Raw genomic sequence first — 24,910 nt, 5'->3', positions numbered from 1 at the left:
GACAGCACTCTTGACCGCAACATTTGGTCAGGATCACCTGCCCCACCACTGATCGAACCGGAATGGAAAAGCGCGTAACCTTCAAGGGCTGGCTGCTCCCGCTCCTGCTGCTCTTGCCGCAGGTGATCATTACGGCGGTCTTCTTTTTCTATCCTGCGGGCCAGGCCGTCTGGCAGTCGCTATTCATACCCGATCCCTTTGGCCTGAAATCTCAGTTCGTTGGGCTTGGGAACTTTCACTACCTGCTGGGGGATCCCTATTACCGCGCGTCATTTGTGACTACGGCCGTTTTTTCCGGGCTGGTCACGATCGTCTCGATGGGCATCGCACTCTATTTCGCGCTGCTTGCCGACCGGCTGATCAAGGGAGCGGGCACCTATCGCACGCTGTTGATCTGGCCCTATGCGGTGGCCCCGGCGGTCGCGGGCGTGTTGTGGCTGTTCATGTTCAACACCCGCGTCGGCGTTGTTTCCTGGTATCTCGGCCTGCTTGGCTATGACTGGAACCATGTGCTGAACCAGACCGAGGCGATGGGCCTTGTCGTGGCCGCCTCAAGCTGGGGGCGGATCAGCTACAACTTCCTGTTCTTTCTCGCAGGGCTTCAGGCCATTCCACGTTCGGTCATCGAGGCCGCCGCCATTGATGGCGCGCGTTTCTGGACCCGGTTTCGAACGATCGTCTGGCCGCTGCTGTCGCCCACCACCTTTTTCCTGCTGGTCGTCAACATCGTCTATGCCTTCTTTGAGACCTTCGGGGTCATCCACACGATCACCAGCGGTGGTCCGCAGCAGGCTACCACGATCCTTGTCTACAAGGTCTACGCCGACGGTTTTGTCGGGCAGGATCTGGGCAGTTCCGCGGCCCAATCCGTTATTTTGCTCTTCGTCGTCGGGCTGCTCACCATCATCCAGTTCAAATTCATCGAACGGCGGGTGCATTACTGATGGCAGAGCGCACCGGCATGGTCGAAACACGTGGCACGGGTCTGTGGCTGACCCATGCCGGTCTGATTGTCGGCATTCTGATCATCTTCTTTCCGATCTGGCTCGCCTTTGTCGCATCAACCGTGACACAGCCCGAAATCACACAGCCGCCGATGCCGCTCTGGCCTGGCAATCAGTTCTTTCAAAACTACCGCGATGCACTTTTCTCCGGGGTGAACGCGCCGGTGCTGCGGATGCTGGCGAATTCGCTTGTCATGGCGATGGGTATCGCCATCGGCAAGATCCTGATCTCGCTGCTTTCGGCCTTTGCCATCGTCTATTTCCGCTTCCCCGGACGCCGGTTGTTTTTCTGGCTGATTTTCCTCACCCTCATGCTGCCGGTCGAGGTTCGTATCGTCCCCACATACGAGGTCGTCGCCGGATTTGGCATGCTCAACAGCTATTCGGGCCTCATTTTTCCGCTGATCGCCAGCGCCACTGCAACCTTCCTGTTTCGCCAGTTCTTTCTGACGGTTCCGGACGAGCTCGCCGAGGCCGCCCGCGTGGACGGTGCGCGCCCGATGCGGTTCTTCTGGGATATTCTGCTGCCGATGAGCCGCACCAACATTGCGGCCCTCTTTGTGATCCTGTTCATCTATGGCTGGAACCAGTATCTCTGGCCCCTGCTCATCACGACAGATCCGTCGATGAACACGATCGTCATGGGCATCAAGCAGATGTTTCCGTCTGGTGACGACACCGCCGACTGGCCGGTCATCATGGCCACATCGATCCTGGCCATGCTGCCCCCGATCATTGTGGTAATCAGCATGCAGAACCTGTTTATCCGCGGCCTTGTGGACAGCGAGAAATAGACCATGGCAACGCTCAAACTCAGCAACGTCAAGAAGCGCTTTGGCAAGACCGAGGTGATCCACGGCGTCGATATCGACATCGCCGATGGCGAATTCATCGTGATCGTGGGGCCGTCCGGATGTGGAAAATCCACCCTGTTGCGGATGGTCGCCGGATTGGAAACAGTGACCGGCGGTGACATCGAAATCTCTGGCAAACGCGTCAATGATCTGGAACCGATGGATCGCGACATCGCGATGGTGTTCCAGAACTACGCGCTCTACCCGCATATGAACGTATTTGACAACATTTCCTACGGCTTGAAGATCGCAAAAGTGCCAAAGGACGAGATCGCCAGCCGGGTCGCGACTGCGGCCAAGATGCTGCAACTCGAAGACTACCTGCTCCGAAAACCCCGCGAGCTTTCGGGCGGTCAACGCCAGCGCGTCGCCATGGGTCGCGCCATCGTCCGCAAGCCGGCGGTGTTCCTGTTTGATGAACCGTTGTCGAACCTCGACGCCAAGCTACGCGTGCAGATGCGGCTTGAAATCAAGGCGTTACAGAAGGAACTTGGCATTACGTCGGTTTATGTGACCCATGATCAGGTCGAAGCGATGACCTTGGCTGACCGCATGATCGTGATGCATGATGGGGTTGCCGACCAGATCGGTGCGCCGCTTGAAGTCTATGCCAACCCTGCCACGCAGTTCGTTGCCGGGTTTATCGGATCACCGGCAACGAACTTTGTGCCACCCGCGTCCCTGAGGACACCGCGACCGGGTCTTGCCACCATCGGGGTGCGTCCCGAACACGCGCACATCGTCCCTTCCGGCGAAGGCCATGCAAATGGAATCGTCACTTTTTCCGAAGCCCTTGGTGCGGAAACGCTGATCCATCTCGCGCTGCCATCAGGTGATCAGTTCACCGTGCGTCAGGACGGAGCATTGCGTGCCAGGCAGGAAGGCGAGCACTGCGGCATTGACTGGTCACCCGACGATGAAATCCAATTTGATGAGGGCGGTCAGCGGATACGCGTCGCCTGATCAGTTATCCTGGCGTCATGGCAGGCCCGAACCACGCCTTCGCAATGTGCGGCCAGCGCTTTGCGATTGGCAAAATCCGCAACCCGCACCGCCGGATGATAGACCAGTTCAACCGATCCGGGACGGCGCACCGCAAGCGTCTTGAGCAGGTGTTCCGCAAACTCCATGTCACCCCACCAGCCATAGAACCGCGCCGGTTCGCCCCGAGGCGCATGATAGATCACGTTCACCGGTTGGATATGGGCGATGTTTCTCAACTCGTCACTGAAGAACGCAGCGAACAGCGTTGTTTTGAATGGCAATATCCGAAACCCGTCGGTCGACGTGCCCTCTGGAAAGAACAACAGCTTGTGCCCGGCAAGCAGCCGTTGTTCAAAGAGCTGCGTCTGCTCGCGCGCCCGCGCCGGGTTGCGTTCGATAAAAACCGTTCCGGTCGCGCGGGCCAGCCAACCAATCCCGGGCCAGCTTGCAACTTCAGACTTTGAGACGAAATACACCCGTTTGCGGGCGTTCAGCGCAAAGATGTCAAGCCACGAGGAATGATTGGCCACCACGGCGCCGTGCTCGATCATCAATTCGCCCGATGTCGAGAACCCCATGCCAAGAATCCGAAACGCAGCCCGACAGACGAATTGGGTGATGTATGGCGTCAGTGGCCGTTTCAGGCCAAAAAACGGTTTTTCGACGAGCCGGATCAGCAGGAGTAACAGCAGGCAACCAAACACCAGGACCGCCAGCGCAGTGCCGCGTAGGATCACACGAACCCAGCCCAAGGCGCCTATGCGGATCGGATCCGGATCCGACCCACTGTTCCACGTCGGGTTCATTCTGCCCGCTCACCCGAATAGAGCCGCCTCTGGCGATCATTCATCTGTGCCGTGTCCAGAACAAGGCATACATCGGTGGTGTTGAACGCATGATCCAGACAGGCCCCTTCTCCGACGCTGCCGCCAAGCCGCAGATAGGCTTTGATCAGTGCCGGCATTTCGACCATCGCCCGGCGGCGATCAAGCTGATCCGGCGGGACAAGATCCATTCTCTGGAAACGCTCGGGTCGGGCACGCACGCGCAATTCGGGTGGCGCCAGATGGGCGTGGTGCAACATGGAAAGAGGTTGAGCAAGCGCCCGCGGATCAGTGCCATGAAAGCTGGCGACACCAAACAGGATGTCGATATCATGGGTATCGACATACCGTGCCAGCCCGCTCCACAAATGGTACATCGCGATGCCTCCGCGATAATCGCGATGCAGACAGGAGCGGCCAAGTTCAAGCAACCGGCGGCCCGTGGCTTTGAGAGAGCTCAGATCATATTCGTCATCGGAATAGAACTGTCCTGCCCTGGTCGCCTGATCGTCACGCATCAGCCGATAGACTCCGACAACCTGACGGGTAGGATTGTGAAACACCAGGAGGTGATCGAAATACGGATCAAACCGGTCACGCTCCAAACCGTTCTCGTGATCCACAAGAGCGCCCCCGCCCCCCAACTCTCGCACAAAGACGTCATAGCGCAGCGCCTGTGCTGCGCGCCGTTCGTCGTCTGTGGTTGCCAGCCTGACGGAAAATTCGGGCTCGGATTCAGGCATTTTGGCTGCGTTTCATCTGTTCGGAATTCAGTTGGAGCCAGATAGCCTGCATTGATGCGCATTGGCAACATACGCGGCGGGTTCGCGAAAAATTAACCATTCGTAAACCGGTTTCAGGAATCAAAGACGGGAACCAGCGACACGCGTGTGCCGTCAATGACCACCTTGCCCTGCTCGCGAAAGTTAACAGTGATCTTGCCGCCAACATTTGATTGCACCTGCCCCAGACCCCAATCATTGAAATCGGGGTGGCGCACAAGCATACCGGGTTCGAGTATCGCGTTGAGATCGGTCACAACAGGCCCTGAAACGGAGGAATGACGTGGGACAGAGTAACCACAATCTGGCGTCCTTGATAGGGTCCAGAATCTGCCATGACCTGATCAGCCCGATCGGCGCCATCACCAACGGGCTCGAATTACTGGATATGGCCGGGGGCATGCAGGGACCGGAACTGGAGCTGATCAGCGACAGCGTCGGGAATGCCGGTGCGCGAATCCGGTTCTTTCGCATCGCCTATGGGGCAGCCGGGGAACAGATGCTGGGCCGTACCGAGGTCCTGTCGGTGCTCGACGATGTGAGCCGCGGTGGTCGGTTACGGCTGCATTGGAGCCCCCTTGAACCACAGAGCCGCGCCTGTGTGCGTCTGGCGTTTCTGGCCATCCAGTGTCTGGAGACGTCCATGCCCTACGGCGGGGATGCCAACGTAGGGGTCGAAGGTGACCGGTGGCGCGTAACAGGCACCTCCGAAAAGCTGAACGTCGATAGCGCCTTATGGGCCGGTCTGTCCGCGCCGGACACGCTGTTGCATGTCACCCCGGCTCAGGTGCAGTTTGCCCTGATGCCGACCGTGGCCGCAGATCTCGATCGCAACGTGTCGACGGAGCAAGCGGATGGTCAGATCGCGATCTGCTTCTGAGACGGCGCGCGCCTTATGCGCGCACTGTCCCATCGCCGCGCACAAGGTATTTGAAGCTGGTCAACTGCTTAGCCCCAACCGGGCCACGCGCGTGCATCTTGCCGGTGGCGATGCCGATCTCGGCCCCCATGCCAAACTCACCACCATCAGCGAATTGGGTCGAGGCATTGTGCATCAGGATGGCACTGTCCAGTTGTTCAAAAAAGCGGGCGACGGCCTCCGCGCTCTCGGTAACGATGCAATCCGTGTGATTTGAGCCATAGGCCCGAATATGGGCAATTGCCGCGTCGATATCGGTCACCGGCTTTGCGGCGATGATCATGTCAAGATATTCCCGACCCCAGTCTTCGTCTTCGGCAACAATCGTGCCCTCAATCGCCGCCAGTGCGCCGTCCGCCCGCACTTCGACACCCGCCGAAACCAGCGCCGCGATCACGTCTGCCCCGATGGTATCGGCGATATCTTCATGGATCAGCAGGCACTCTGCCGCGCCGCAAATCCCCGGCCGGCGCGTCTTGGCATTCAGCACGACGTCAAGCGCCTTTTGCAGGCTTGCGTCCCTGTCCAGATAGATATGCACGATACCTTCCAGATGGGCAAAGACCGGAACGCGTGCCTCGCGCTGAACCAATCCGACCAGCCCCTTGCCACCGCGCGGCACGATCACATCGACCGTGTCCGTCATCGTCAACAGTTCCGACACCGCGGCGCGATCTCGGGTGGGCACCAATTGGATCGCGTCTTCGGGCAACCCGGCAGCACGCAACCCCGCGACCAGACAGGCATGGATGGTGGAAGACGAATGAAAACTCTCTGAACCGCCCCGCAAGATGACCGCATTGCCGGATTTCAGACACAACGCCCCGGCATCCGCCGTCACGTTGGGTCGGCTCTCGTAGATCACACCGATCACGCCAAGAGGCGTGCGAACCCGGCTGATGTGCAACCCCGTGGGCCTGTCCCATTCTTCCAACACCTCGCCAACCGGGTCGGGTTGTTCCGCGACGGCCCGCAGGCCCTCGACGATCCCCTGGATGCGCGTGTCGTCCAGCATCAGGCGATCCATCATCGCGGCAGACAGCCCTTTGTCGCGGCCGTACTCCAGATCACGGGCATTCGCGGCAATGATATCGTTACGCTGCAGCCAGACCGCATCGGCGGCGGCCATCAATGCGGCCCGCCTGCTCTCGGCGCTGGCAAAGGCGAGCGCCTGGCTGGCGATCTTGGCACGCGTGCCGATATCGGCCATCAATGCGGGAATGTTATCCATGTCTTTCATTGTCTGCGCCCCTGTCTGTGCGTCACTGCCGGATACCACCTTGCGTGGCGGATTCGGCAAGAAGTCTAGAATGCCATATCGTCACGATGGATCAAAGCGGCCCGGCCCGGATAGCCTAGCCGGTCTTCGATATCCGACGATTTGCATCCCATGATAGACCGTGACTCGGACGCGGTATAGCGCGTAAGCCCCTGCCCGATCTTGTGGTTCTCCGGATCGGAGATCTCGACCGGATCACCCCGACCGAACGCGCCCTCAACCTTGACGACACCGGCGGGCAGCAAGCTCTTGCCTCGGCTCAGCGCCCGTGCCGCGCCGGCGTCCACCGTGACCATCCCCCGTGGCTTCATCGCACCGATCCAGCGCTTGCGCGCGGCCTGCGGATCAAGCTGCGCCGTGAACCAAGTGGCATTCGCACCATTTTCAAGCGATTGCAACGGGTTGGCGGTCGACCCTTCGGTGATTACCATGGCGCACCCGCCAGCAGTCGCCATCTTGGCGGCCATCAACTTGGTCTTCATCCCACCCTTTGAAAGCCCTGATCCCGCATCACCTGCCATCGCCTCGATCGCGGGAGTGATGGTGTCGATCAGGTCATATCGGGTCGCATCCGGATCCGTGGCCGGATTTGCCGAGTAGAACCCGTCTACATCGGACAACAAGATCAAATGATCCGCCCCGATGGTCACCGCGACCTGCGCCGCAAGACGGTCGTTGTCGCCATAGCGAATCTCATCCGTCGCGATGGTGTCGTTCTCATTTACAATCGGCACGGCCCCCAAGCCGAGCAGCGTTTCCAGCGTTGCCCGGGTGTTCAGATACCGCCGTCGGTTCACGCTGTCTTCCAGCGTCACGAGAACCTGCGCCGTGGTGATGCCATGCGGGGCCAGCGCCTCTTCATACGCACGGGCAAGGCGTATCTGGCCGACCGCGGCCGCCGCCTGCGATTGTTCCAGGGCCAGATCGCTGGCTGGCAGGCCCAGAACGCCTCGCCCCAGTGCAATAGACCCCGATGACACCAAAATCACGTCGGCAGCAGCGCGTTTCAGCCATGCCACGTCATCGGCCAGGGATTTCAGCCAGTCTGCCCGCAGCGCGCCAGTGTTTCGATCGACCAGCAGGGCCGATCCGATCTTGACGACGACGCGCCGGGCTTTGGTCAGGGACGCCACGTGTCTTCCTCGGTGTCTGGCTTGTGGCGCAGGCGATCGGCGTCGATTTGCGAGCGCAGGCTGCGCAATACGTCCTGAACTCCCTCGCGGCTAACGCCTGACATCACCATGACCGGACCGCCGCTTGCCTGCTCCAGATCCGCCAGTGCCGCTGCACGTTCCTCCTCGTCCAGCGCGTCGATCTTGTTGAGCGCGGTAATCCGTGGCTTGTCGGCCAGTTCGCCGCCATAGGCCTCAAGCTCGCCAATGATGGTCTGGTAGTCCTCGACGACGGTTTCGGACGTTCCATCCACAAGATGCAGCAATACGGCGCAGCGTTCCACATGGCCCAGGAACCGGTCGCCAATCCCGCGCCCTTCGTGCGCACCGGCAATCAGGCCGGGAATGTCGGCGATGACAAACTCAACATTATCAATACCTACGACACCAAGGTTCGGATGCAGCGTCGTAAACGGATAGTCCGCGATCTTGGGACGGGCATTCGAGGTCGCCGCCAGAAACGTGGATTTTCCGGCATTGGGCATCCCCAGCAATCCGACATCCGCAATCAGCTTCAGCCGCAGCCACAGGGTGCGCTCGACACCCTCCTGCCCGGGATTTGCCCGGCGCGGGGCCTGGTTTGTCGAGGATTTGAAATGCAGGTTTCCAAACCCACCATTGCCACCCCGCGCAAGCTGGACGCGCTGGCCAACTTCGGTCATGTCGGCGATGACGGTTTCCTGATCCTCGTCCAGGATCTCGGTCCCGACCGGGACACGCAACACGATCTCGTCGCCATCCTTGCCGGTGCGCTGACGCCCCATGCCGGGTTGACCGTTCCTGGCAAAGAAATGCTGCTGATAGCGAAAGTCGATCAACGTATTCAGCCCGTCAACCGCCTCGGCCCAGACCGTTCCGCCATTGCCGCCGTCGCCGCCGTCAGGACCACCATATTCGATGTATTTCTCGCGACGGAAACTGATACAGCCGTTTCCGCCGGCGCCGGACCGGATATAGACCTTTGCGAGGTCCAGGAATTTCATAACTCTAACACCTTATTTTCAAGGGCTTGCGACCTCTGACCTTGGCACACGCCGCAGTTCGGTCTTGCGCTGCATCGCTGTGCCACATCGTTCGGTCCCGAGGCAAGGGGCTGCGCGATGAATGACCAAGAAGACCAGACGCGCATGAAACGACCGGGCCGATGCCGGTTGTCACCCCGCCTTCTTCTTACGGATCACCTTTTCTGCCAGATCGCGCGCGATGGCGAAGGCACCCTTGATCTTGTCGCTGTCCTTCTTCCAGTCGCGGCGCACAACAATCTTGTTGTCGCGAACCTTTGCCAGGCCGCGCTGGTCCTGGATAAAGGAGACGAGTCCTTCCGGGCTGGCAAACTTGTCATTGTGGAACTGGATCGTCGCGCCTTTGGGGCCGCCATCAAGCTTGGAAATGCCGGCGCGTTTGCACATCGCCTTGATCCGCACCACCAGAAGCAAGGTGTTCACCTCTTTGGGAAGCTTGCCGAACCGGTCGATCAGTTCCGCCGCAAACCCTTCGAGTTCGACCTTGGTCGACAGCGCCGACAGACGGCGATAAAGCCCGAGGCGCACGTCGAGATCCGGCACGTAGGTTTCCGGGATCAGCACTGGCACACCGAGGTTGATTTGCGGTGCCCATTGATCGTCTGCTTCGCTCAGACCTTCAAGTTCGCCGGCCTTGATCTTGGCAATCGCCTCTTCCAGCATCGATTGATAGAGTTCATAGCCGACGTCACGCATCTGCCCGGATTGTTCCTCGCCCAGCAGGTTGCCTGCCCCACGTATGTCGAGATCCTGACTGGCCAGCGTGAACCCTGCCCCAAGCGTGTCGAGGCTGCCCAGCACGCGCAGGCGTTTTTCGGCGGTGGCTGTCAGGCGCGCGCGCGGTTTCGTCGTCAGATAAGCATAGGCGCGGGTCTTGGAGCGACCGACCCGGCCCCGGATCTGATAGAGCTGCGACAGGCCGAACATGTCTGCGCGGTGGATGATCATGGTGTTGGCGGTCGGAATGTCGAGACCGGATTCCACGATGGTGGTCGCAAGCAGCACATCGAATTTGCCATCGTAAAAGGCATTCATCCGGTCGTCCAGCTCACCTGCCGCCATCTGTCCATGCGCGACAACAACAGTGAGTTCGGGCAATTGCTCTTTCAGGAAGGCTTCGATTTCCGGCAGATCGGATATACGCGGCACGACGTAGAACGATTGCCCGCCGCGATAATGTTCGCGCAGCAGCGCCTCGCGGATTGTGACCGCGTCAAACTCGCTGACATAGGTCCGGATCGAAAGACGGTCCACCGGTGGCGTGCCGATGATCGACAGATCGCGCACGCCTGAGAGCGAGAGTTGCAACGTACGCGGGATCGGAGTGGCGGTCAGTGTCAGCACGTGCAGATCGCTGCGCAACTGCTTCAGACGTTCCTTGTGTGTGACGCCGAAGTGCTGCTCTTCGTCGATGACGAGCAAGCCAAGGTTCTTGAACCGCACGCCTTTGGCCAGCAGGGCATGGGTTCCGATGACAATGTCCACCGTCCCGCGCGTCAATCCGTCGCGCGTGAGTTGCGCTTCCTTTGCCGGGACAAAACGCGACAATTGCCGCACCTGGAAAGGAAAGCCGCGAAACCGTTCGGCAAAGCTCTTGTAGTGTTGTCGCGCCAGCAGGGTGGTCGGCGCAATCACCGCCACCTGTACACCGGACATGGCGGCCACAAAGGCCGCGCGCATCGCCACTTCGGTCTTGCCAAAGCCGACGTCTCCGCAAATCAGCCTGTCCATCGGCTTGCCGCTGACCATATCGCCCAGCACATCCGCGATGGCGGCCAGCTGATCGTCGGTTTCCTGATAGGGAAAACGGGCGGAAAACGCCTCCCAAGCGTGGTGCTCGGACTCAAGCACCGGGGCCCTGCGCAAGGCGCGTTCGGCGGCGACCCGGATCAACCGGTCGGCCATCTCGCGGATGCGTTCCTTGAGTTTGGCCTTTTTCGCCTGCCACGCACCGCCGCCGAGACGGTCGAGCAGCCCCTCTTCGTGTCCGTACTTCGACAGCAGTTCGATGTTCTCGACCGGCAGGTACAGCCGCGCGTTCTCGGCATAATCCAGCAGCAGGCATTCATGCGCCGCGCCGGCGGCGGTGATCACCTCCATGCCCTGATAACGTCCGATGCCGTGATCCACATGCACCACCAGATCGCCGGGGCTGAGCGATTGGGTCTCGGTCAGGAAATTCTCGGCCTTGCGGCGCTTGCGGGCCGTTCGGATCAACCTGTCACCCAGAACGTCCTGTTCCGCGATCACCGTCAGGTTAGCGGTTTCAAACCCGTTCTCCAGCGCCCAGACCGCCAGATGCAACCCGCGTTTGCCGATGCGGGACGCGTTGGGGATGGCGATGGTCTCTGCCAGACCTTCGTCTTCGATCAAACCGGAAAGCCGCTCGCGCGCGCCCTCGGAATAGGATGCGATGACAACCGGTCCTGTCTGCATCCTGGCGCGAATGTGATCGGCCAGCGCGCCAAAGAGGCTGATCTGTTCCTGCTGGCGTTCCGGTGCAAAATTGCGTCCGATCCGCCCGCCCGCATCGATGACACCCGGCCCGGTCGCTTGCGGCAAGGGATGAAACTGCAGGACGTGTCGATCGGCGGTGGCGTCCTGCCAAGCAACGTCGGTCAGATAGAGCAATTCCGGCGGTGCCGGCTTGTAGACGCTGTCGATCCGGGATTTCACCTGCATGGCCAGTTTGCGGGTTTCATACTGATCCTGAATGCCGTCCCAACGGGACAGCCGCGCGGGCGTCACCTGATCGTCCTGCGTGACGTTGACACCGGGCAGATAGTCAAACAGCGTTTCCAGACGGTCATGAAAAAACGGCAGCCAGTGTTCGATCCCCTGATGCTTGCGCCCTGCGCTGACCGCTTCGTAGAGCGGATCGTCGGTGCCGACTGCCCCGAATTCGATCCGGTAATTCTGGCGGAACCTTGTGATTGCCGCTTCGTCCAGTATGACTTCGGACACCGGAGCAAGTTCGATGACGTCCAGCTTTTCAGTGGTCCGCTGGCTCACCGGATCAAACCGGCGGGCCCCGTCCAGAACATCACCAAAGAGGTCCAGACGCACCGGCCCACCCTCTCCCGGCGGATAGATATCGATGATTCCCCCGCGAATGGCATAGTCGCCCGGCTCCATCACGGTCGGACTCTGGCTAAAGCCCATCCGCACGAGAAACTGACGCAGGGCGGCCTCATCGATCCTGTTTCCGACACGCGCGGTAAAGGCTGCATCGCGCAGGATACCCCGCGCCGGCACCCGCTGTGTTGCGCTGTTGAGCGTGGTCAGCAGGATGAACCGGTCGGGCATCTGGTGCACCAGTGCCGCCAATGTCGCCATCCGTGCCGCCGAGATATCCGCATGGGGTGACACCCTGTCATACGGCAGGCAATCCCAGCCCGGAAAGGTCATGACCGGCATGTCTGGCGCAAAGAATGTCAGCGCCGCGCGCAGCGCCGCGAGACGTTTGTCATCGCGGGCGATATGGATCACCGGAGCGTTCTCGCGCGCGACCTCGTCCAGAATGAGGCGCGCGTCAAAGCCTTCGGGGGCTCCGCCGACGGTGATATGACCCGATGGCTTCATCTCTTTCCGCTCCGCTCGATTTTTGTCTTAGCTGCCCAACACGCCGATGGTGAGATTTTGGTACATCCCCCAGAGCGCCGTGAAAAAAATGGAGATCATTCCGATCACCTGCGTGAAAAAGCGGTGCCGTGCGAGACGTTTGCGCAATAGCTCGCCAGTGGCAGCTTCCTGTTCGATCCTTCTGGCGGTGGCAAGACTCATCGCGCCCACCAGGGACATCGGAAACACCAGAAACAGCAGGGCTTGCGCAAATTCGACATGATACCAGAAGCCCAGCACTGCAAGCCCGGACAACATGAAACAGGAAAAGCCCAGAAGCCAGATGCCGGAAACCCGGGCGATGTAAAGCAGCCGATTGACATTCACCCGTGTAATTGTCTCCAGGTCATGCTCGGCTTGCCCTCCGACACGACGTGCACGCAGCACCATGTCAAATGGCACGCCGATCACCCAGTGGCTGGCCGAAGACCAGAACACGGCCAGCGCGATCCAGAACCAGAGGTTCGAGAAGGACCGCATGTCGATCAGTTCGAAAATGGACGAGTACCAATCCACGCGCTGCCCTCGGTTCCGCTTGCCGGCTCGATTTGCAGGTGGACCCGCGTTGCTCTTGCCGATGACGGCTTTCCATGCCACCCAATGACGGATTGTTCAAGGAGAGTGCGCCATGAAACCCACTGTTGCCCCCTTTCCCGCGGCGCGCCTGCGCCGGACGCGGCAGTCCGCATCCCTGCGCGGGCTGGTGCGGGAGACTGCGCTGTCGGTCGAAGATCTCATCTGGCCGATCTTTGTGCGCACGGGAAACGGGATCGAAGAACCGGTTCCCTCAATGCCCGGGGTCTTGCGTCGTAGCGTCGACAAGGTCGTCGTCGCCGCCCGCGAGGCGGCGGACCTCGGCATTCCGGCGATCTGCCTCTTTCCCTACACGGGCCTTGAAGAGCGCACCGAAGACTGCGCCGGGGCCTGGGATCCTGACAATCACACCAACCGCGCCATCCGGGCGATCAAGGCCGAGGTGCCCGAGATCGCGATCATGACTGACGTGGCGCTCGACACCTACAACATCAATGGCCACGACGGATTTGTCGTGGATGGCGAGATCGTCAACGACCCAACGGTCGAGGCGCTTGTCAAGATGGCGCTGGCGCAGGCCGAGGCCGGGGCCGACATCATCGGACCAAGCGACATGATGGACGGCCGCATCGGCGCGATCCGTGCGGCGCTGGAACATGCGGGGCATCAGAACGTGATGATCCTGAGTTATGCTGCCAAGTATGCAAGTGCGTTCTACGGCCCGTTCCGCGATGCGGTTGGGGCTTCGGCGGCGCTCAGCGGTGACAAGAAGACCTATCAGATGGATCCGGCCAATTCGGACGAGGCGCTGCGCCTGATCGAACGAGACCTGAACGAAGGTGCCGACATGGTAATGGTCAAGCCCGGCCTGCCCTATCTGGACATCTGCCGTCGGATAAAGGACTCGTTTGGTGCCCCCACCTTCGCCTATCAGGTCAGCGGCGAATATGCGATGATCAGGGCCGCCCAGGAAAACGGCTGGATCGATGGTGAGCGGGTAATGATGGAGAGCCTGATGGCGTTCAAACGCGCGGGTTGCAACGGCGTTCTGACCTATTTCGCCCCCGACGCCGCACGTCTCTTGAGCACCTAGAGCGTTTCGCATTCAGCCTGGGCCATCTGGCATCAGCTGACGCGTTGAAATCTATGACTTGACGCAATGTTTGATGATTTGGGTGCAACGCGAAACACATTTGCCGGTCCTTTCACGGCTGCGGAATCGCTTTTTCCGAGGTAGGACATCTCCTACTTTTTCGTTGCCTGGAATTCTGGCACACTTGTCGTGATGACGCTCGGCCGGTTGATCCAGCCGTGCGGGCGGAGTCGCTGTGCGTGTCGGGTATTTCTCCGATGCTTCTACGGTTGGTATTTGGAACAGGCGGTATGCTTCATGTCTTTGCACTCTACTCCGATTAAAGGTGCGTCGCGGTGACCGGCGTCAACGAATTGATCGCATCGGTTCGCGCGTCGGGCGACCAACGTATCGACGCGATATTGCACATCCGATACTGGTCCGATGGAGAGATCACCTACAGCCTTCCGCGACACGCGAGTGTCTATGGATCCGGCTATGGTGGCGGTGAAAACCAGGGCCTGATACAAGCGTCGGCCCTGATGCGCGAGACGCTGATCCGAAATATTGATGCGAATAGCGAAGCGGGAACACACCGCGGTTTTGCTGTCGAAGGCTTCACCGCACTCGATGTGTCAGCCGGCCCGGCACGGAATGCGACCATCAGACTGGCCCAGACAAGCTCGGATCCCTTCGATTTCGGGACGGCGTGGGGATATTACCCGGGCACGTTCGCCACTTCGGGTGACATCTGGGTCCACACTGACCGGTTTGACTATACGAGCCCCAAACCCGGAAATTATGCCCATCACACGTTGATCCACGAAATCGGACACGCGCTGGGGCTCGCCCATGGGCACCAAAGCACCGCGTTCGGCGCCTTGCCTGCGGCCTATGATGCAATGGAATATACTGTGATGACCTATCGATCGTACGAGGGGTCTGTTCCCGGTCAATATTCCAACGAACCCACCGGATACGCGCAAAGCTACATGATGCTGGATATCGCGGCGCTGCAGTATCTCTATGGCGCAAATTTCGAAACCAACAGCGGTGACACGATCTATTCCTGGCTGCCCCAGACGGGCGATACGCTTGTTGACGGCATCAGTGCCTTCGAAACAGCGGGGAACCGGATATTTGCGACAATCTGGGATGGCGGTGGCGAAGACACCTATGACCTCAGCGCGTATGAGGTAGCAGTAACGGTGGATCTCGCACCCGTCGGGCATTCGTCCTTTGGTGAGGCGCAATTGGCGCGGTTGGGCACCGGTGTGTACGCCAAGGGCAATATCTACAACGCTTTGCAATATGAAGGTGATGCTCGTTCGCTCATCGAGAATGCGAACGGTGGTTCAGGAGCAGATAAGATCGTCGGAAACGATGCCAACAACAGGCTCGAAGGCCGGTCTGCAGATGACCTGCTTGAGGGCGCGCGCGGTGACGACAGTGCATGGGGCCAAAGGGGCAATGACACGCTGAAGGGCGGGCGCGGCGAGGACAGGCTGGTCGGCGGCCATGGCAATGACCGGCTTTTCGGCGGCACTGACAACGATAAACTTCTGGGAAGCGCCGGGCATGACCGGTTGTTTGGCCGCACAGGCGATGACGACCTGAAAGGGGGTTTGGGCAATGACCTGATCGCTGGTGGCAAAGGCAAAGACCGGTTGGCAGGCAATCACGGCAATGATCAATTCCTGTTCAAAGACTTCAGCGATAGCACCGTTGGCGATGGCGCCGACCTGATACGTGATTTTGAACAGGGCTTTGACAGAATTGATCTGTCGCCTCTCGGTGGACCACCACTTGCGTTCGAGGGCACCGGCACTTTCAAGACAGGTATCGGCAGCGTGATCTACTCCCACGACGCAGATGAAACCCGGGTGCTGGCCGATGTGGATGGCGACGGTGTCGCGGATTTCCAGATCGATCTGATCGGGCTGATAGATTTGACCGAAGCCGATTTCATACTTTGACCGGGAGCAGCGATGGCGCCGTGACCCCTTCAGAATCAAGCACAATACCATTCGAATAGCAGCGATAAGTTGCCGAGTCGCAGCGCTTGCATCGTGACAATGCGCGAGATCTTGCGTATATTTCGCGGCAAGGTCGGTCAAAACGGCCAAATCAGGCAAACATTTACAGGCAAAATTGACATGAGCAGCATCACCAGAACACCTACGCCACGCGTGGCAATGACCCGGCGCGGATTTACCTGCGGTGCGTTGGCAGGCACGACATTGATCGCAGCCTGCGGCAACGGGATTGGCAGCAACGGCGCCGCGACCATCGACGCACGTGCCGATGCCACCCTGACACAGATGTACCGAACTTATCCCAACACCCGCGATCTGGCGGCCAAATCCAATGGCATGCTGATCATGCCGCTGGTGACCGAGGCCGGGTTCGGATTTGGCGGTGGCTATGGCCGGGGCGTTCTTCGCGTGAACGACGTGACGGTGGATTACTACTCCAACACCAAGGCGAGCGCCGGATTTCAGATCGGGGCGAAGCAGTACGCGCATGTGCTGTTCTTCATGACGCAGGACGCGCTTGAGGGGTTCCGCCGCGCCAGTGGCTGGACCGCCGGGGCCGAAATTGACTATGTCACACCGGAAGGTGGCGAATCCGCATCCACGGATAGCAATGTTCTGACGGCACCGATCCTGGCGGCGATCTTCGGTCAGGCGGGGCTCTATGCCGGTGCCACGCTGGAAGGCGCGAAATACACCCGTATCATTCCCTGATTGGCCCTTGAACAGGCACGCGTCGCCTGGCGTGCGGGCGACGCGGTGGTAAATCTCACAGGCACTAGGGCGTTTCGCGTTTAACCTGGATCATCTGGTGTCACCTAACGCGTTGAAATCTATGATATCAGGCAGCGTTAGGTGATTCAGGTTTAACGCGGAACGCTTTTTGCCATCACGATTTACTGCGGTCGCTTTTATGGCGTTTCGCGCAATAGCTGAACAACCAAAGGTGTTGTCAGATAGCCGAATCCATTCGAGACGCACCCTCGTCACCCTGCTGCGCGGAGGCGCTTTATCAGGCTGGAGGTGTCCCAGCGTCCGCCGCCCATCCGCTGCACGTCCTTGTAGAATTGATCGACCAATGCCGTCACCGGCAATGATGCGCCCGTTTCATCCGCCGTGCTCAGGCAGATATCGAGATCCTTGCGCATCCAGTCGACGGCAAACCCATGTTCAAAATGATCGTCCAGCATGGTCTCGTAGCGATTGGCCATTTGCCAGGAACCGGCGGCTCCCTGGCTGATCACCTCGACCACCGCACGCCCGTCGAGCCCGGCGGTTTCGGCAAAATGCAATGCCTCCGACAATCCCTGCACCAGCCCCGCAATCGCGATCTGATTACACATCTTGGTCATCTGGCCCGCGCCACTGTCACCGATGCGGCGGCAAATGCGGGCATAGGCCGCGATAATCGGTTCGGCGCGGTCATAGACCGCTGCGTCACCGCCGCACATGACCGACAAGGCCCCGTTTTCGGCCCCGGCCTGCCCGCCCGAAATCGGCGCATCGACAAAGCCGATCCCGTCCGATTCGGCAGCGGCGTACAGCTCGCGCGTGACTTTTGCCGACACCGTCGTGTGATCGACAAGAACCGAACCCGCCGCCATGCCCGCAAACGCACCAGCCTCTCCAAGGCAAACGCTGCGCAGGTCATCGTCATTGCCGACACAGGATATAACGAACTCGGCACCTTGCGCCGCTTCGCCTGGAGTGTCTGCCCGCGCGCCGCCATGTTCCGCGACCCAAGCTTCAGCTTTGGCGGGCGTTCTGTTGAACACGGTTACCTCGTGCCCGGCTGCCTTGAGATGCCCTGCCATCGGGTATCCCATGACCCCCAAACCCAGAAACGCCAGTTTCGCCATGTGCTTTCCCTCCGACCCTGTTTGAAATAGATTGCGTCAGTATCTAACAGGCATCTTTGCCAGACAAAATCGTCAAATAGTCCGCCAAGGGCCGGCGATCATCGTGAGGACAGAATGAGCATCGTTTTTCGCTGGTTGTTGCGCGTTGCCGCCGGGCTGATCGGGTTCGTCGTGGTGATGGTCGTGCTGATCTACTACCTGGCCGGTCAATCCCTTCCCGACTATGATCGGACCGTGCGCGTCACCGGGCCATCCGCGCCGATCGAGATCGTCCGTAACAACGCCGACGTCCCGCATATCTTTGCCGAAACCGATCCGGATGTGTTCTTTGGTCTTGGCTATGCCCATGCTCAGGATCGCCTTTGGCAGATGACCATCATGCGGCGCACATCCCAAGGCCGACTGTCCGAGGTTTTCGGACCGCAGACCGTTTCGACGGATCGGCTGCTGAGGCGGCTGGATATCTATCGGCTCGCCGCGCAGTCCGTTGGCGCTCAGGACGATCAAACGCTGCTGGCGCTGAATGCCTATTCGGCGGGCGTCAACGCGCGCCTTGCCGAGATCAATGACGATGCCCTGGGTCGTGGCGCGCCCGAGATGTTCCTGTTCAACGCACCGATCGCCCCCTGGACGCCTGCGGATTCCCTTGCCCTCGTCAAGCTGATGGCGCTGCAACTCTCCGGGCATGCCAGCGACGAAGTCCTGCGGGCGCGCGTTTCCCTGATGCTGGACGATCCTGCACGGGTTTCAGATGTGCTACCAGATGCGCCGGGTTCAGGTGTCGCCTCCCTGCCCGAGTACTCGGACCTGTTTCCCGGCCTGCCCCGCTATGCAGAAAGGACGGGAACGCAACGCGCGCCGCTGACGCCTGTTGCCCGACGCGGGATGGCCGGGGCGTCGAATGCCTGGACGGCGGCTCCGTTTCGCTCTGCCGCCGGGGGAACATTGCTGGCCAACGATCCTCATCTCGGTTTCACCGCCCCGTCGATCTGGTATCTGGCGCGACTGGAGCTTGCCAGCGGTGGCGTGATCGGAGGCACCATTCCCGGAATTCCGGTTGTCATGACCGGACGCAGTGACAAGCTCGGCTGGGGGCTGACATCTGCCTACCTGGATGATCAGGATCTGTTCATCGAGCGGCTGAACCCCGACAATCCCGAGGAATACCAGACGCCGGATGGCTTCAAACCGTTCGAGAGCCGCCCGTCGATCATCGAGATCAAGGATGCGCCGCCGATTACCCTGACCCTGCGCTGGACCGACAACGGGCCGGTCCTGCCGGGTAGCCAATATGATCTCGATGCCATTACCCCGCCCGGTCACGTGGTTGCGCTGAGTTGGTCGGCGCTCAGCCCGCAGGATACGTCGCTCTCTGCGGCCATGGCGATGATGGAGGCGACATCGGTTCAGGAAGCGATCAGGCTGAACGAAGCCTATATCGCACCCGCTCAGAACCTCTCGTTGATCGACAAGGACACCATCGCCCTGAAGCTGATCGGCGCGGTGCCGCGGCGGGATCCGCAGCACCAGAGCCAGGGGCGCATGCCATCGCAGGGCTGGCGACCGGAAAACCGCTGGCAAGGGCGCATGCCCTATGCATCGAATCCGGAGTTTGTTTCTCCGACTGGCGGGATCCTCGGCAATACAAACAACAAGATCATCGAACGGCCATTTCCCGACCATATCTCGTTTGTCTGGGGCGATACCCAGCGGGTGAACCGCTGGCAACGGCTCATGCAAACACGCGAGGTTCACACGCGCGACAGTTTCATCGAAGCACAGCTTGATCCCGTCAGCTTTACCGCCCGGTCACTTCTGCCGCTGATCGGGGCCGATCTGTGGTTCACCGGTCAATCCGCGCCCGACGGCACACAGGAGCGGCAGCGCCAGATAGCACTGTCCCTCTTGGCCGACTGGAACGGCGAAATGAACGAGCATCTGCCCGAACCGCTGATCTATTCGGCGTGGTTGAGGGCGCTAAATGAACGATTGATGCGGGATGAACTGGGGCCTTTGGCGGATGAATTCAAACATGTCGATCCGCTGTTCATCGAGCGGGTCTATCGCGACATCGACGGGGCGAGCATCTGGTGCGATGTGCGTCAGAGCGCGCCGGTGGAAACTTGTACCGATATGGCGCGGCTTGCGCTCGACGACGCGCTGTACTGGATCGGCGATACCTATGGCACGGCGCTGGAAAGCCTGCGGTGGGGTGACGCCCATCAGGCGGCCCATGATCACCCGGTCCTGGGCGATGTTCCGATCCTGCGCTATTTCGTCAATATTCGGCAATCGACCAGCGGTGGCGACAACACGTTGTTGCGTGGACTGACGTCCGGCGAAGACCCGGCCCCCTTTGAGAACGTGCATGGCGCCGGGTATCGCGGCGTCTATGACTTTGCGGATCCGGACAGTTCGGTGTTCATCATCTCCACGGGTCAGTCCGGGCATTTCTTGTCGCGCCACTATGACGATCTGGCGCAGCTTTGGCGTCGCGGTGAGTACATCCCGATGTCGCTGGATCAGGACCTTGCACGGGCGGCGGCGGTCGGCACCACGATCCTCTTGCCCAAGGGCGAATGACTCTGTGACTGACTTCGCAACCGGATTGATCGCGCTTGGGGCGCTATTTCTGTTGGGGCTTGTCGCAGATCAGGCGGGTCGGCGCACCCGCCTGCCGCGCGTAACTCTGTTGCTTGCCTGCGGTCTTGCCGTCGGGCAGGCCGGGTTCGATCTGATCCCGGCAGAAATCACTGCGCTCTATCCAATGGTCTCGGTCATCGCTCTCAGCATGGTTGCGTTCCTGCTTGGTGGTGCGCTGTCCCTTCAGACCTTGCGCGCCCATGGCACAGCGATCCTGTTGATCTCCTTGTCGGTTGTCGTCGTTACGCTGGGGATGGTGTCCCTCGGGCTGTGGGCAATGGGACTTCCCCTGGCGGCCGCCCTTGTTCTTGGAGCCATTGCAACAGCGACGGACCCGGCATCGACATATGATGTGCTGCGCGAAACCGGAGCCGACAACAGCTTTACCCGCACGCTCAAGGGCATCGTCGCCATCGATGACGCATGGGGGTTGGTTGCCTTCAGTCTTGTCATGGTGATCGTTCTGGCTTTGACGGGAAGCGGTGAAGACGGACAGGTGCTTGGCACCGCCGTCTACGAAATCTTTGGCTCTGTCGCTCTGGGTGTGGCCGTCGGCGTGCCTGCTGCCTATCTGACCGGCCGTCTTTCAGACGGCGAACCGCTGCGGATCGAGGCGCTCGGGTTGGTGTTCTTTACCGCTGGCCTGTCGATCTGGCTCGGGCTTTCCTATCTGATCAGCGGCATGACCGCGGGCGCACTGATCGTGAACCTAGCGCGTCATCATACCAAGGCTTTCCACGAGATCGAGTATATTCAATGGCCGTTCATGGTGATCTTTTTCATCCTTGCTGGTGCGACGCTGGATCCATCGATGCTGTTGGCCATTGGCCCGATGGGAGCGGCCTATGTGCTTCTGCGCCTGATTGCCCGACTGGTCGGCGGCTGGATTGGCGGCGCGCTCGCCGGCGTGTCTCCCCGGCAACGTCCGTGGTTCGGCCCGGCGATGTTGCCACAGGCGGGGGTTGCCATCGGAATTGCCCTGCTGGCGGCAGAGCATCTTCCGGAGTTCGGCAGTTACATTCTCGCGCTGACCATCGGTGCCACGGTTATTTTCGAGCTGATCGGGCCATTGGCCACCGGGTTCGCTGTTCGCAAATCAATCGATGCCGAGGGGGGTGATCGAGCGCGCTAGAGTGCCTTGAACTGTGCCTGCTGACGCGCGGTCCAGATCACTGCGATATCGAACCCGTCATCGGTCTGGCTTTCCGTCTGCACAACATCCTGCTGAAACAGCCAGGCACGCTGCCGACCTTCGGAAAAGCTCAGATGCAGGTCTTCCTCAAAGCGGGTGCCTTGCAATATTTCGGCAATCGCAGTGAGCAGCGCGCTGATCCCCTCGCCCGTGAGCGCAGACAGGCAGAACAATCCATCGTCCCGCGCGGCGCGGGCCCTCAACGCATCCTGTGCCTCCGGATCCAGCAGGTCGAGCTTGTTCCAGACCTCGATCTGCGCGCGCTCCTGATCAACACCCAGAGAATTCAGGATGGTCTCGACATCTCTGGCCTGCTCGTCGGTTTCCGCGTGGCTGATATCGCGCACATGCACGATCAGATCGGCGGCAAGGACCTCTTCGAGCGTGGCACGAAACGAGGCGACCAGTTCCGTGGGCAGGTCGCTGATGAACCCGACCGTATCGGACAGGATGATCTCCGGACCATCCGGCAACGCGACCCGTCGCATGGTCGGGTCAAGCGTCGCAAAGAGCATATCCTTGGCCATGACGTCGGCCCCGGTCAGACGGTTGAACAATGTCGATTTGCCCGCGTTGGTGTAACCGACCAGCGCGACGATCGGAAACGGTACTTTTGCACGCGCCTTGCGATGCAGTTCACGGGTCTTGACCACCTTGTCCAACTGCCGGCGCAACCGGACCAGTTGTTCATCAATTGCCCTGCGGTCGGCCTCGATCTGGGTTTCGCCGGGACCACCGACAAAGCCGAGCCCGCCACGTTGCCGTTCAAGGTGCGTCCAGGCCCGAACCAGCCGGGTCCGCTGATAGGACAGCGCCGCCATCTCGACCTGCAACACGCCTTCACGGGTGCGGGCGCGATCACTGAAGATCTCGAGGATCAGACCCGTGCGATCCAGAAGCTTGACGCCCAACGCCTTTTCGAGGTTGCGCTGTTGCACAGGTGTAACCGGGCCGTCGATCAGAACGAGTTCGATCTCGGCGGCCTCAAACTGTGTTTTCAGCTCTTCGATCTTGCCTTTGCCAAAGAGCATCCCCGCATGGGCCTTGGGCAAGGGAACAATGGTTGCGCCGACCACCTCCAGGTCCGGAAGTGCGGCGGCCAATGCGATGGCTTCCTCAAGCGCCGGGGCAGATGCACGGCGGTCGGGATCGGTTCGGATATCGGGATGCAGCACCCAGGCTCGGGTGCTTATCCGGTCATGGTCCATCAAGTGGCGTCTTCGCCCTCATAGAGGCTGATCGGCTGGGCCGGCATGATCGTGGAGATTGCATGCTTGTAGACCAGTTGCGATTGCCCGTCACGGCGCAGCAGCACACAAAAGTTGTCAAACCATGTGATGACACCCTGCAACTTGACGCCATTGATGAGGAAAATGGTAACCGGAACCTTGGTCTTGCGTACATGATTCAGGAAAGCGTCCTGAAGATTCTGTCTGTCAGATGCCATATTTGAAATTCTCGCCATTGTTCTTGCCGAATGCCGCGGACCGGCATTGCCCCTAGGGCGCGAGTATGTCGCGGCAAGCAGGGAACTTCCACCCAAAAAATCAGCCTGTTACGAGAGACGCGGAAAGAGCTAATTGTTGCGCCACATGCCGGGGGTGAAAAGCGCGATGATCGCCAGTGTTTCAAGGCGCCCCAGCACCATTGCCGCGCACAGGATGCCCTTGGCGACGGCGCCCAGTTCCGCCAGCTTGATCGGCGTTTCCGCTGCAAACTCGATCAGCGGCCCGGTGGTCGAGAGCGCCGCGATGCTGAGAACGATGGCATGTTCGAAACTCACACCAAGTGCCGCGAGCGCAAGGCTGATCGCAGCAAGAGACATCGCGAACAGCATGAAAAAGACCCATGCAATGAACGCCCCGTTCTTCTGGATCCGGTCGGCGTGGTGGACTGTATCGACCGACGACGGGTGCACCAGCTTCTCCATTTCGCGCAGCCCGTTCAGGTACAGCGCATAGACCCGGAGCAGCTTGACCCCGCCCGCAGTTGTCGCAACGCCGCCCCCGATGACCGACAGGCCCAGCAGGATCAGACCGGGCGTTCCAAGTCCGGACCATTGTCGCGCCTCTTCCCAGTCCGCGCTTTCGAACCCCGTGGTGGTGAGAAAGGAGATCACCGTGAACATCGAGCCCCAGAACGCACGCAAGGCCAGCATGAAATCTTCGCCCTCGGTCACCTCCAGTGATGCGATCCAATGGCGAAGAAACAACAGGGTCGGCAGTCCAAAGACCAGGAGCAGACCGATCCGGAACTCCGGGTCGGTTTCCAGCCGCCGGAACCCGGCTGTATTGGTCGTGTCGCTGGAAAATGTCAGCCGCGACAGTGCAAAGAACATGAACAGAAAGAGCAACGCTTCGCCGGCGACGCCCGAGGTCGAGCCTTCGATCCCGCCCACTGGTGAAATTCCCGAGGTGGCCATGACCGACATCGCGTGGCACAGCGCAGTCAATGACTGTTCCCCCGACATCAGCAGAAGAACCCACAATGTCAGGGTCAGCCCGACATAGATCGGCGCAAGCATCGCAGTAATACGAATCAGACGCTTGCGCGGATCGGCGCGGGCGATCATGCTGGGACCCGACGCCGCGCGACCCGGCTCTCCGCGCGTTGTCACCTCGAAGCCGCCGAGCGACAGCGGCGCAAGGATAGCAGATGCCGCGATCCACATCAGCATACCGCCCATCCAGCCCACCTGCGCCCGCCACAGATGCAGCGGCGGGGTCAGCCGGCCCGGATCGGCAAACAGATCGGCGCCCGTGGTCGTGATCGCGCTGACCATGTCGAAATAGGCATTCAGATACGAGGTCGTCTGAAGCGCGTCTTGCAGCGGAATCGCCAGGAACAGTGGTAGAATTGCGAAAGCAAACAGCAGCGACAACAGCTGACCCAGCGTGCCATAGCGGGGAGTCCGGTCACCAAGCGCCAACCCGATGAGGATGACGCAGATCAGCCCCAGAAGGCCGGAATAGAAAAACGATTGGGATGCCGGGTGGTTATCGCGCACAACCGCATAGGCGGCAGGCACAAACATGGATGCGGAAAAAACCCCCCACAGCAGGAGGGAAAGCGGCAGGCGCCAGATGCGGCCGGTAGGGGTCCGTTCGCGCTTCATG

At 60.2% G+C, this 24,910-nt stretch carries 21 protein-coding genes; 9 read left to right on the top strand and 12 right to left on the bottom strand.

The window, feature by feature from the left end; translation table 11 throughout:
• Positions 1-62: 62 nt before the first annotated feature.
• Genes ugpA through QO231_RS05125 form a run of 3 tightly spaced genes read left to right on the top strand, consistent with a single transcriptional unit; the run spans position 63 to position 2,821 of the window.
• On the top strand, positions 63-944 hold the full coding sequence (gene ugpA, locus QO231_RS05135; protein ID WP_316773971.1) for a sn-glycerol-3-phosphate ABC transporter permease UgpA: 882 nt from the start codon (positions 63-65) through the stop codon (positions 942-944).
• 17 nt (positions 945-961) lie between these two features.
• Positions 962-1,798 carry a sn-glycerol-3-phosphate ABC transporter permease UgpE gene (gene ugpE / locus QO231_RS05130; protein WP_316774565.1) on the top strand — a complete coding sequence of 279 codons (837 nt, stop codon included), beginning with the start codon at positions 962-964 and terminating at the stop codon, positions 1,796-1,798.
• A 3-nt stretch (positions 1,799-1,801) separates the two neighbouring features.
• Positions 1,802-2,821 (top strand): ABC transporter ATP-binding protein, encoded by a 1,020-nt coding sequence (locus tag QO231_RS05125; RefSeq protein ID WP_316773970.1) that lies wholly within the window; start codon positions 1,802-1,804, stop codon positions 2,819-2,821.
• Here the strand turns inward: QO231_RS05125 and QO231_RS05120 are convergent.
• The 3 genes from QO231_RS05120 to QO231_RS05110 all read right to left on the bottom strand — a co-directional run bounded on the left by QO231_RS05120 (position 2,800) and on the right by QO231_RS05110 (position 4,705).
• Positions 2,800-3,648 (bottom strand): lysophospholipid acyltransferase family protein, encoded by an 849-nt coding sequence (locus QO231_RS05120; protein WP_316773968.1) that lies wholly within the window; start codon positions 3,646-3,648, stop codon positions 2,800-2,802. The genes QO231_RS05125 and QO231_RS05120 overlap by 22 nt on opposite strands.
• Complete coding sequence (locus QO231_RS05115; protein ID WP_316773966.1) at positions 3,645-4,409, bottom strand: GNAT family N-acetyltransferase; 765 nt, start codon at positions 4,407-4,409, stop codon at positions 3,645-3,647. Before QO231_RS05115 ends, QO231_RS05120 begins: the two co-directional genes overlap by 4 nt.
• A 113-nt stretch (positions 4,410-4,522) precedes the next feature.
• Positions 4,523-4,705 (bottom strand): DUF3553 domain-containing protein, encoded by a 183-nt coding sequence (locus QO231_RS05110; RefSeq protein WP_316773965.1) that lies wholly within the window; start codon positions 4,703-4,705, stop codon positions 4,523-4,525.
• Between the two features lie 26 nt (positions 4,706-4,731).
• On the opposite strand from QO231_RS05110, the gene QO231_RS05105 reads away from it, so the two are divergent.
• Positions 4,732-5,328 carry a histidine phosphotransferase family protein gene (locus tag QO231_RS05105; protein ID WP_316773964.1) on the top strand — a complete coding sequence of 199 codons (597 nt, stop codon included), beginning with the start codon at positions 4,732-4,734 and terminating at the stop codon, positions 5,326-5,328.
• 13 nt (positions 5,329-5,341) lie between these two features.
• On the opposite strand, the gene QO231_RS05100 is transcribed toward QO231_RS05105, so the two are convergent.
• The 5 genes from QO231_RS05100 to QO231_RS05080 all read right to left on the bottom strand — a co-directional run bounded on the left by QO231_RS05100 (position 5,342) and on the right by QO231_RS05080 (position 12,977).
• Positions 5,342-6,607, bottom strand: a complete 1,266-nt coding sequence (locus QO231_RS05100; RefSeq protein WP_316773962.1) for a glutamate-5-semialdehyde dehydrogenase — start codon at positions 6,605-6,607, stop codon at positions 5,342-5,344.
• 65 nt (positions 6,608-6,672) lie between these two features.
• The gene (gene proB, locus QO231_RS05095; protein ID WP_316773959.1) at positions 6,673-7,779 is read right to left on the bottom strand and encodes a glutamate 5-kinase; all 1,107 of its coding nucleotides are present in this window, start codon (positions 7,777-7,779) and stop codon (positions 6,673-6,675) included.
• Positions 7,767-8,801 carry a GTPase ObgE gene (obgE, locus tag QO231_RS05090; protein WP_316773957.1) on the bottom strand — a complete coding sequence of 345 codons (1,035 nt, stop codon included), beginning with the start codon at positions 8,799-8,801 and terminating at the stop codon, positions 7,767-7,769. The genes proB and obgE overlap by 13 nt, the downstream gene beginning before the upstream one ends.
• Positions 8,802-8,972: 171 nt before the next feature.
• Positions 8,973-12,422 (bottom strand): transcription-repair coupling factor, encoded by a 3,450-nt coding sequence (gene mfd / locus QO231_RS05085; protein ID WP_316773956.1) that lies wholly within the window; start codon positions 12,420-12,422, stop codon positions 8,973-8,975.
• Between the two features lie 27 nt (positions 12,423-12,449).
• Entirely contained in the window at positions 12,450-12,977 is a 528-nt protein-coding gene (locus QO231_RS05080; protein ID WP_316773954.1) for a component of SufBCD complex, read from the bottom strand.
• 112 nt (positions 12,978-13,089) lie between these two features.
• Between QO231_RS05080 and hemB the strand changes: the two genes are divergently transcribed.
• The 3 genes from hemB (at position 13,090) to QO231_RS05065 (ending at position 16,814) form a co-directional block, all read left to right on the top strand.
• Positions 13,090-14,088, top strand: a complete 999-nt coding sequence (gene hemB, locus QO231_RS05075) for a porphobilinogen synthase (RefSeq protein WP_316773952.1) — start codon at positions 13,090-13,092, stop codon at positions 14,086-14,088.
• 335 nt (positions 14,089-14,423) lie between these two features.
• Positions 14,424-16,043, top strand: a complete 1,620-nt coding sequence (locus tag QO231_RS05070; protein WP_316773951.1) for a M10 family metallopeptidase — start codon at positions 14,424-14,426, stop codon at positions 16,041-16,043.
• Between the two features lie 180 nt (positions 16,044-16,223).
• The gene (locus tag QO231_RS05065) at positions 16,224-16,814 is read left to right on the top strand and encodes a lipid-binding SYLF domain-containing protein (RefSeq protein WP_316773949.1); all 591 of its coding nucleotides are present in this window, start codon (positions 16,224-16,226) and stop codon (positions 16,812-16,814) included.
• Positions 16,815-17,086: 272 nt separating this feature from the next.
• Here the strand turns inward: QO231_RS05065 and QO231_RS05060 are convergent, their stop codons facing one another.
• Positions 17,087-17,959: an NAD(P)-dependent oxidoreductase gene (locus tag QO231_RS05060; protein ID WP_316773948.1), complete on the bottom strand. Its 873-nt coding sequence runs from the start codon at positions 17,957-17,959 to the stop codon at positions 17,087-17,089.
• 114 nt (positions 17,960-18,073) lie between these two features.
• On the opposite strand from QO231_RS05060, the gene QO231_RS05055 reads away from it, so the two are divergent.
• Positions 18,074-20,542 carry a penicillin acylase family protein gene (locus QO231_RS05055; protein WP_316773946.1) on the top strand — a complete coding sequence of 823 codons (2,469 nt, stop codon included), beginning with the start codon at positions 18,074-18,076 and terminating at the stop codon, positions 20,540-20,542.
• A 4-nt stretch (positions 20,543-20,546) separates the two neighbouring features.
• A complete protein-coding gene (locus QO231_RS05050) occupies positions 20,547-21,734 on the top strand; it encodes a cation:proton antiporter (protein ID WP_316773944.1) in 1,188 nt (395 codons plus the stop codon).
• Here the strand turns inward: QO231_RS05050 and hflX are convergent.
• The 3 genes from hflX to QO231_RS05035 form a co-directional block, all read right to left on the bottom strand.
• Complete coding sequence (hflX, locus tag QO231_RS05045) at positions 21,731-23,002, bottom strand: GTPase HflX (RefSeq protein WP_316773942.1); 1,272 nt, start codon at positions 23,000-23,002, stop codon at positions 21,731-21,733. The genes QO231_RS05050 and hflX overlap by 4 nt on opposite strands.
• A complete protein-coding gene (hfq, locus tag QO231_RS05040; protein ID WP_027260655.1) occupies positions 23,002-23,241 on the bottom strand; it encodes an RNA chaperone Hfq in 240 nt (79 codons plus the stop codon). Before hfq ends, hflX begins: the two co-directional genes overlap by 1 nt.
• 129 nt (positions 23,242-23,370) lie before the next feature.
• Positions 23,371-24,909, bottom strand: a complete 1,539-nt coding sequence (locus tag QO231_RS05035) for a TrkH family potassium uptake protein (RefSeq protein ID WP_316773939.1) — start codon at positions 24,907-24,909, stop codon at positions 23,371-23,373.
• Position 24,910 lies beyond the last annotated feature (1 nt).

The organism is Sedimentitalea todarodis (genome assembly GCF_032595355.1).
In the GTDB taxonomy this organism is placed as follows: Bacteria; Pseudomonadota; Alphaproteobacteria; order Rhodobacterales; family Rhodobacteraceae; genus Sedimentitalea; species Sedimentitalea todarodis.
The sequence above is the reverse complement of the archived record's forward strand: the minus strand, read 5'-3'. Positions and strand labels throughout refer to the sequence as shown.

What these genes read in the sequence shown, in the direction of transcription:
- ugpA (WP_316773971.1), top strand. Translation starts at nt 63, where the DNA reads ATGGAAAAGCGCGTAACCTTCAAGGGCTGGCTGCTCCCGCTCCTGCTG.
- ugpE (WP_316774565.1), top strand. Translation starts at nt 962, where the DNA reads ATGGTCGAAACACGTGGCACGGGTCTGTGGCTGACCCATGCCGGTCTG.
- QO231_RS05125 (WP_316773970.1), top strand. Translation starts at nt 1,802, where the DNA reads ATGGCAACGCTCAAACTCAGCAACGTCAAGAAGCGCTTTGGCAAGACC.
- QO231_RS05120 (WP_316773968.1), bottom strand. Translation starts at nt 3,648, where the DNA reads ATGAACCCGACGTGGAACAGTGGGTCGGATCCGGATCCGATCCGCATA.
- QO231_RS05115 (WP_316773966.1), bottom strand. Translation starts at nt 4,409, where the DNA reads ATGCCTGAATCCGAGCCCGAATTTTCCGTCAGGCTGGCAACCACAGAC.
- QO231_RS05100 (WP_316773962.1), bottom strand. Translation starts at nt 6,607, where the DNA reads ATGAAAGACATGGATAACATTCCCGCATTGATGGCCGATATCGGCACG.
- obgE (WP_316773957.1), bottom strand. Translation starts at nt 8,801, where the DNA reads ATGAAATTCCTGGACCTCGCAAAGGTCTATATCCGGTCCGGCGCCGGC.
- mfd (WP_316773956.1), bottom strand. Translation starts at nt 12,422, where the DNA reads ATGAAGCCATCGGGTCATATCACCGTCGGCGGAGCCCCCGAAGGCTTT.
- hemB (WP_316773952.1), top strand. Translation starts at nt 13,090, where the DNA reads ATGAAACCCACTGTTGCCCCCTTTCCCGCGGCGCGCCTGCGCCGGACG.
- QO231_RS05065 (WP_316773949.1), top strand. Translation starts at nt 16,224, where the DNA reads ATGAGCAGCATCACCAGAACACCTACGCCACGCGTGGCAATGACCCGG.
- QO231_RS05060 (WP_316773948.1), bottom strand. Translation starts at nt 17,959, where the DNA reads ATGGCGAAACTGGCGTTTCTGGGTTTGGGGGTCATGGGATACCCGATG.
- QO231_RS05055 (WP_316773946.1), top strand. Translation starts at nt 18,074, where the DNA reads ATGAGCATCGTTTTTCGCTGGTTGTTGCGCGTTGCCGCCGGGCTGATC.
- hflX (WP_316773942.1), bottom strand. Translation starts at nt 23,002, where the DNA reads ATGGACCATGACCGGATAAGCACCCGAGCCTGGGTGCTGCATCCCGAT.
- hfq (WP_027260655.1), bottom strand. Translation starts at nt 23,241, where the DNA reads ATGGCATCTGACAGACAGAATCTTCAGGACGCTTTCCTGAATCATGTA.
- QO231_RS05035 (WP_316773939.1), bottom strand. Translation starts at nt 24,909, where the DNA reads ATGAAGCGCGAACGGACCCCTACCGGCCGCATCTGGCGCCTGCCGCTT.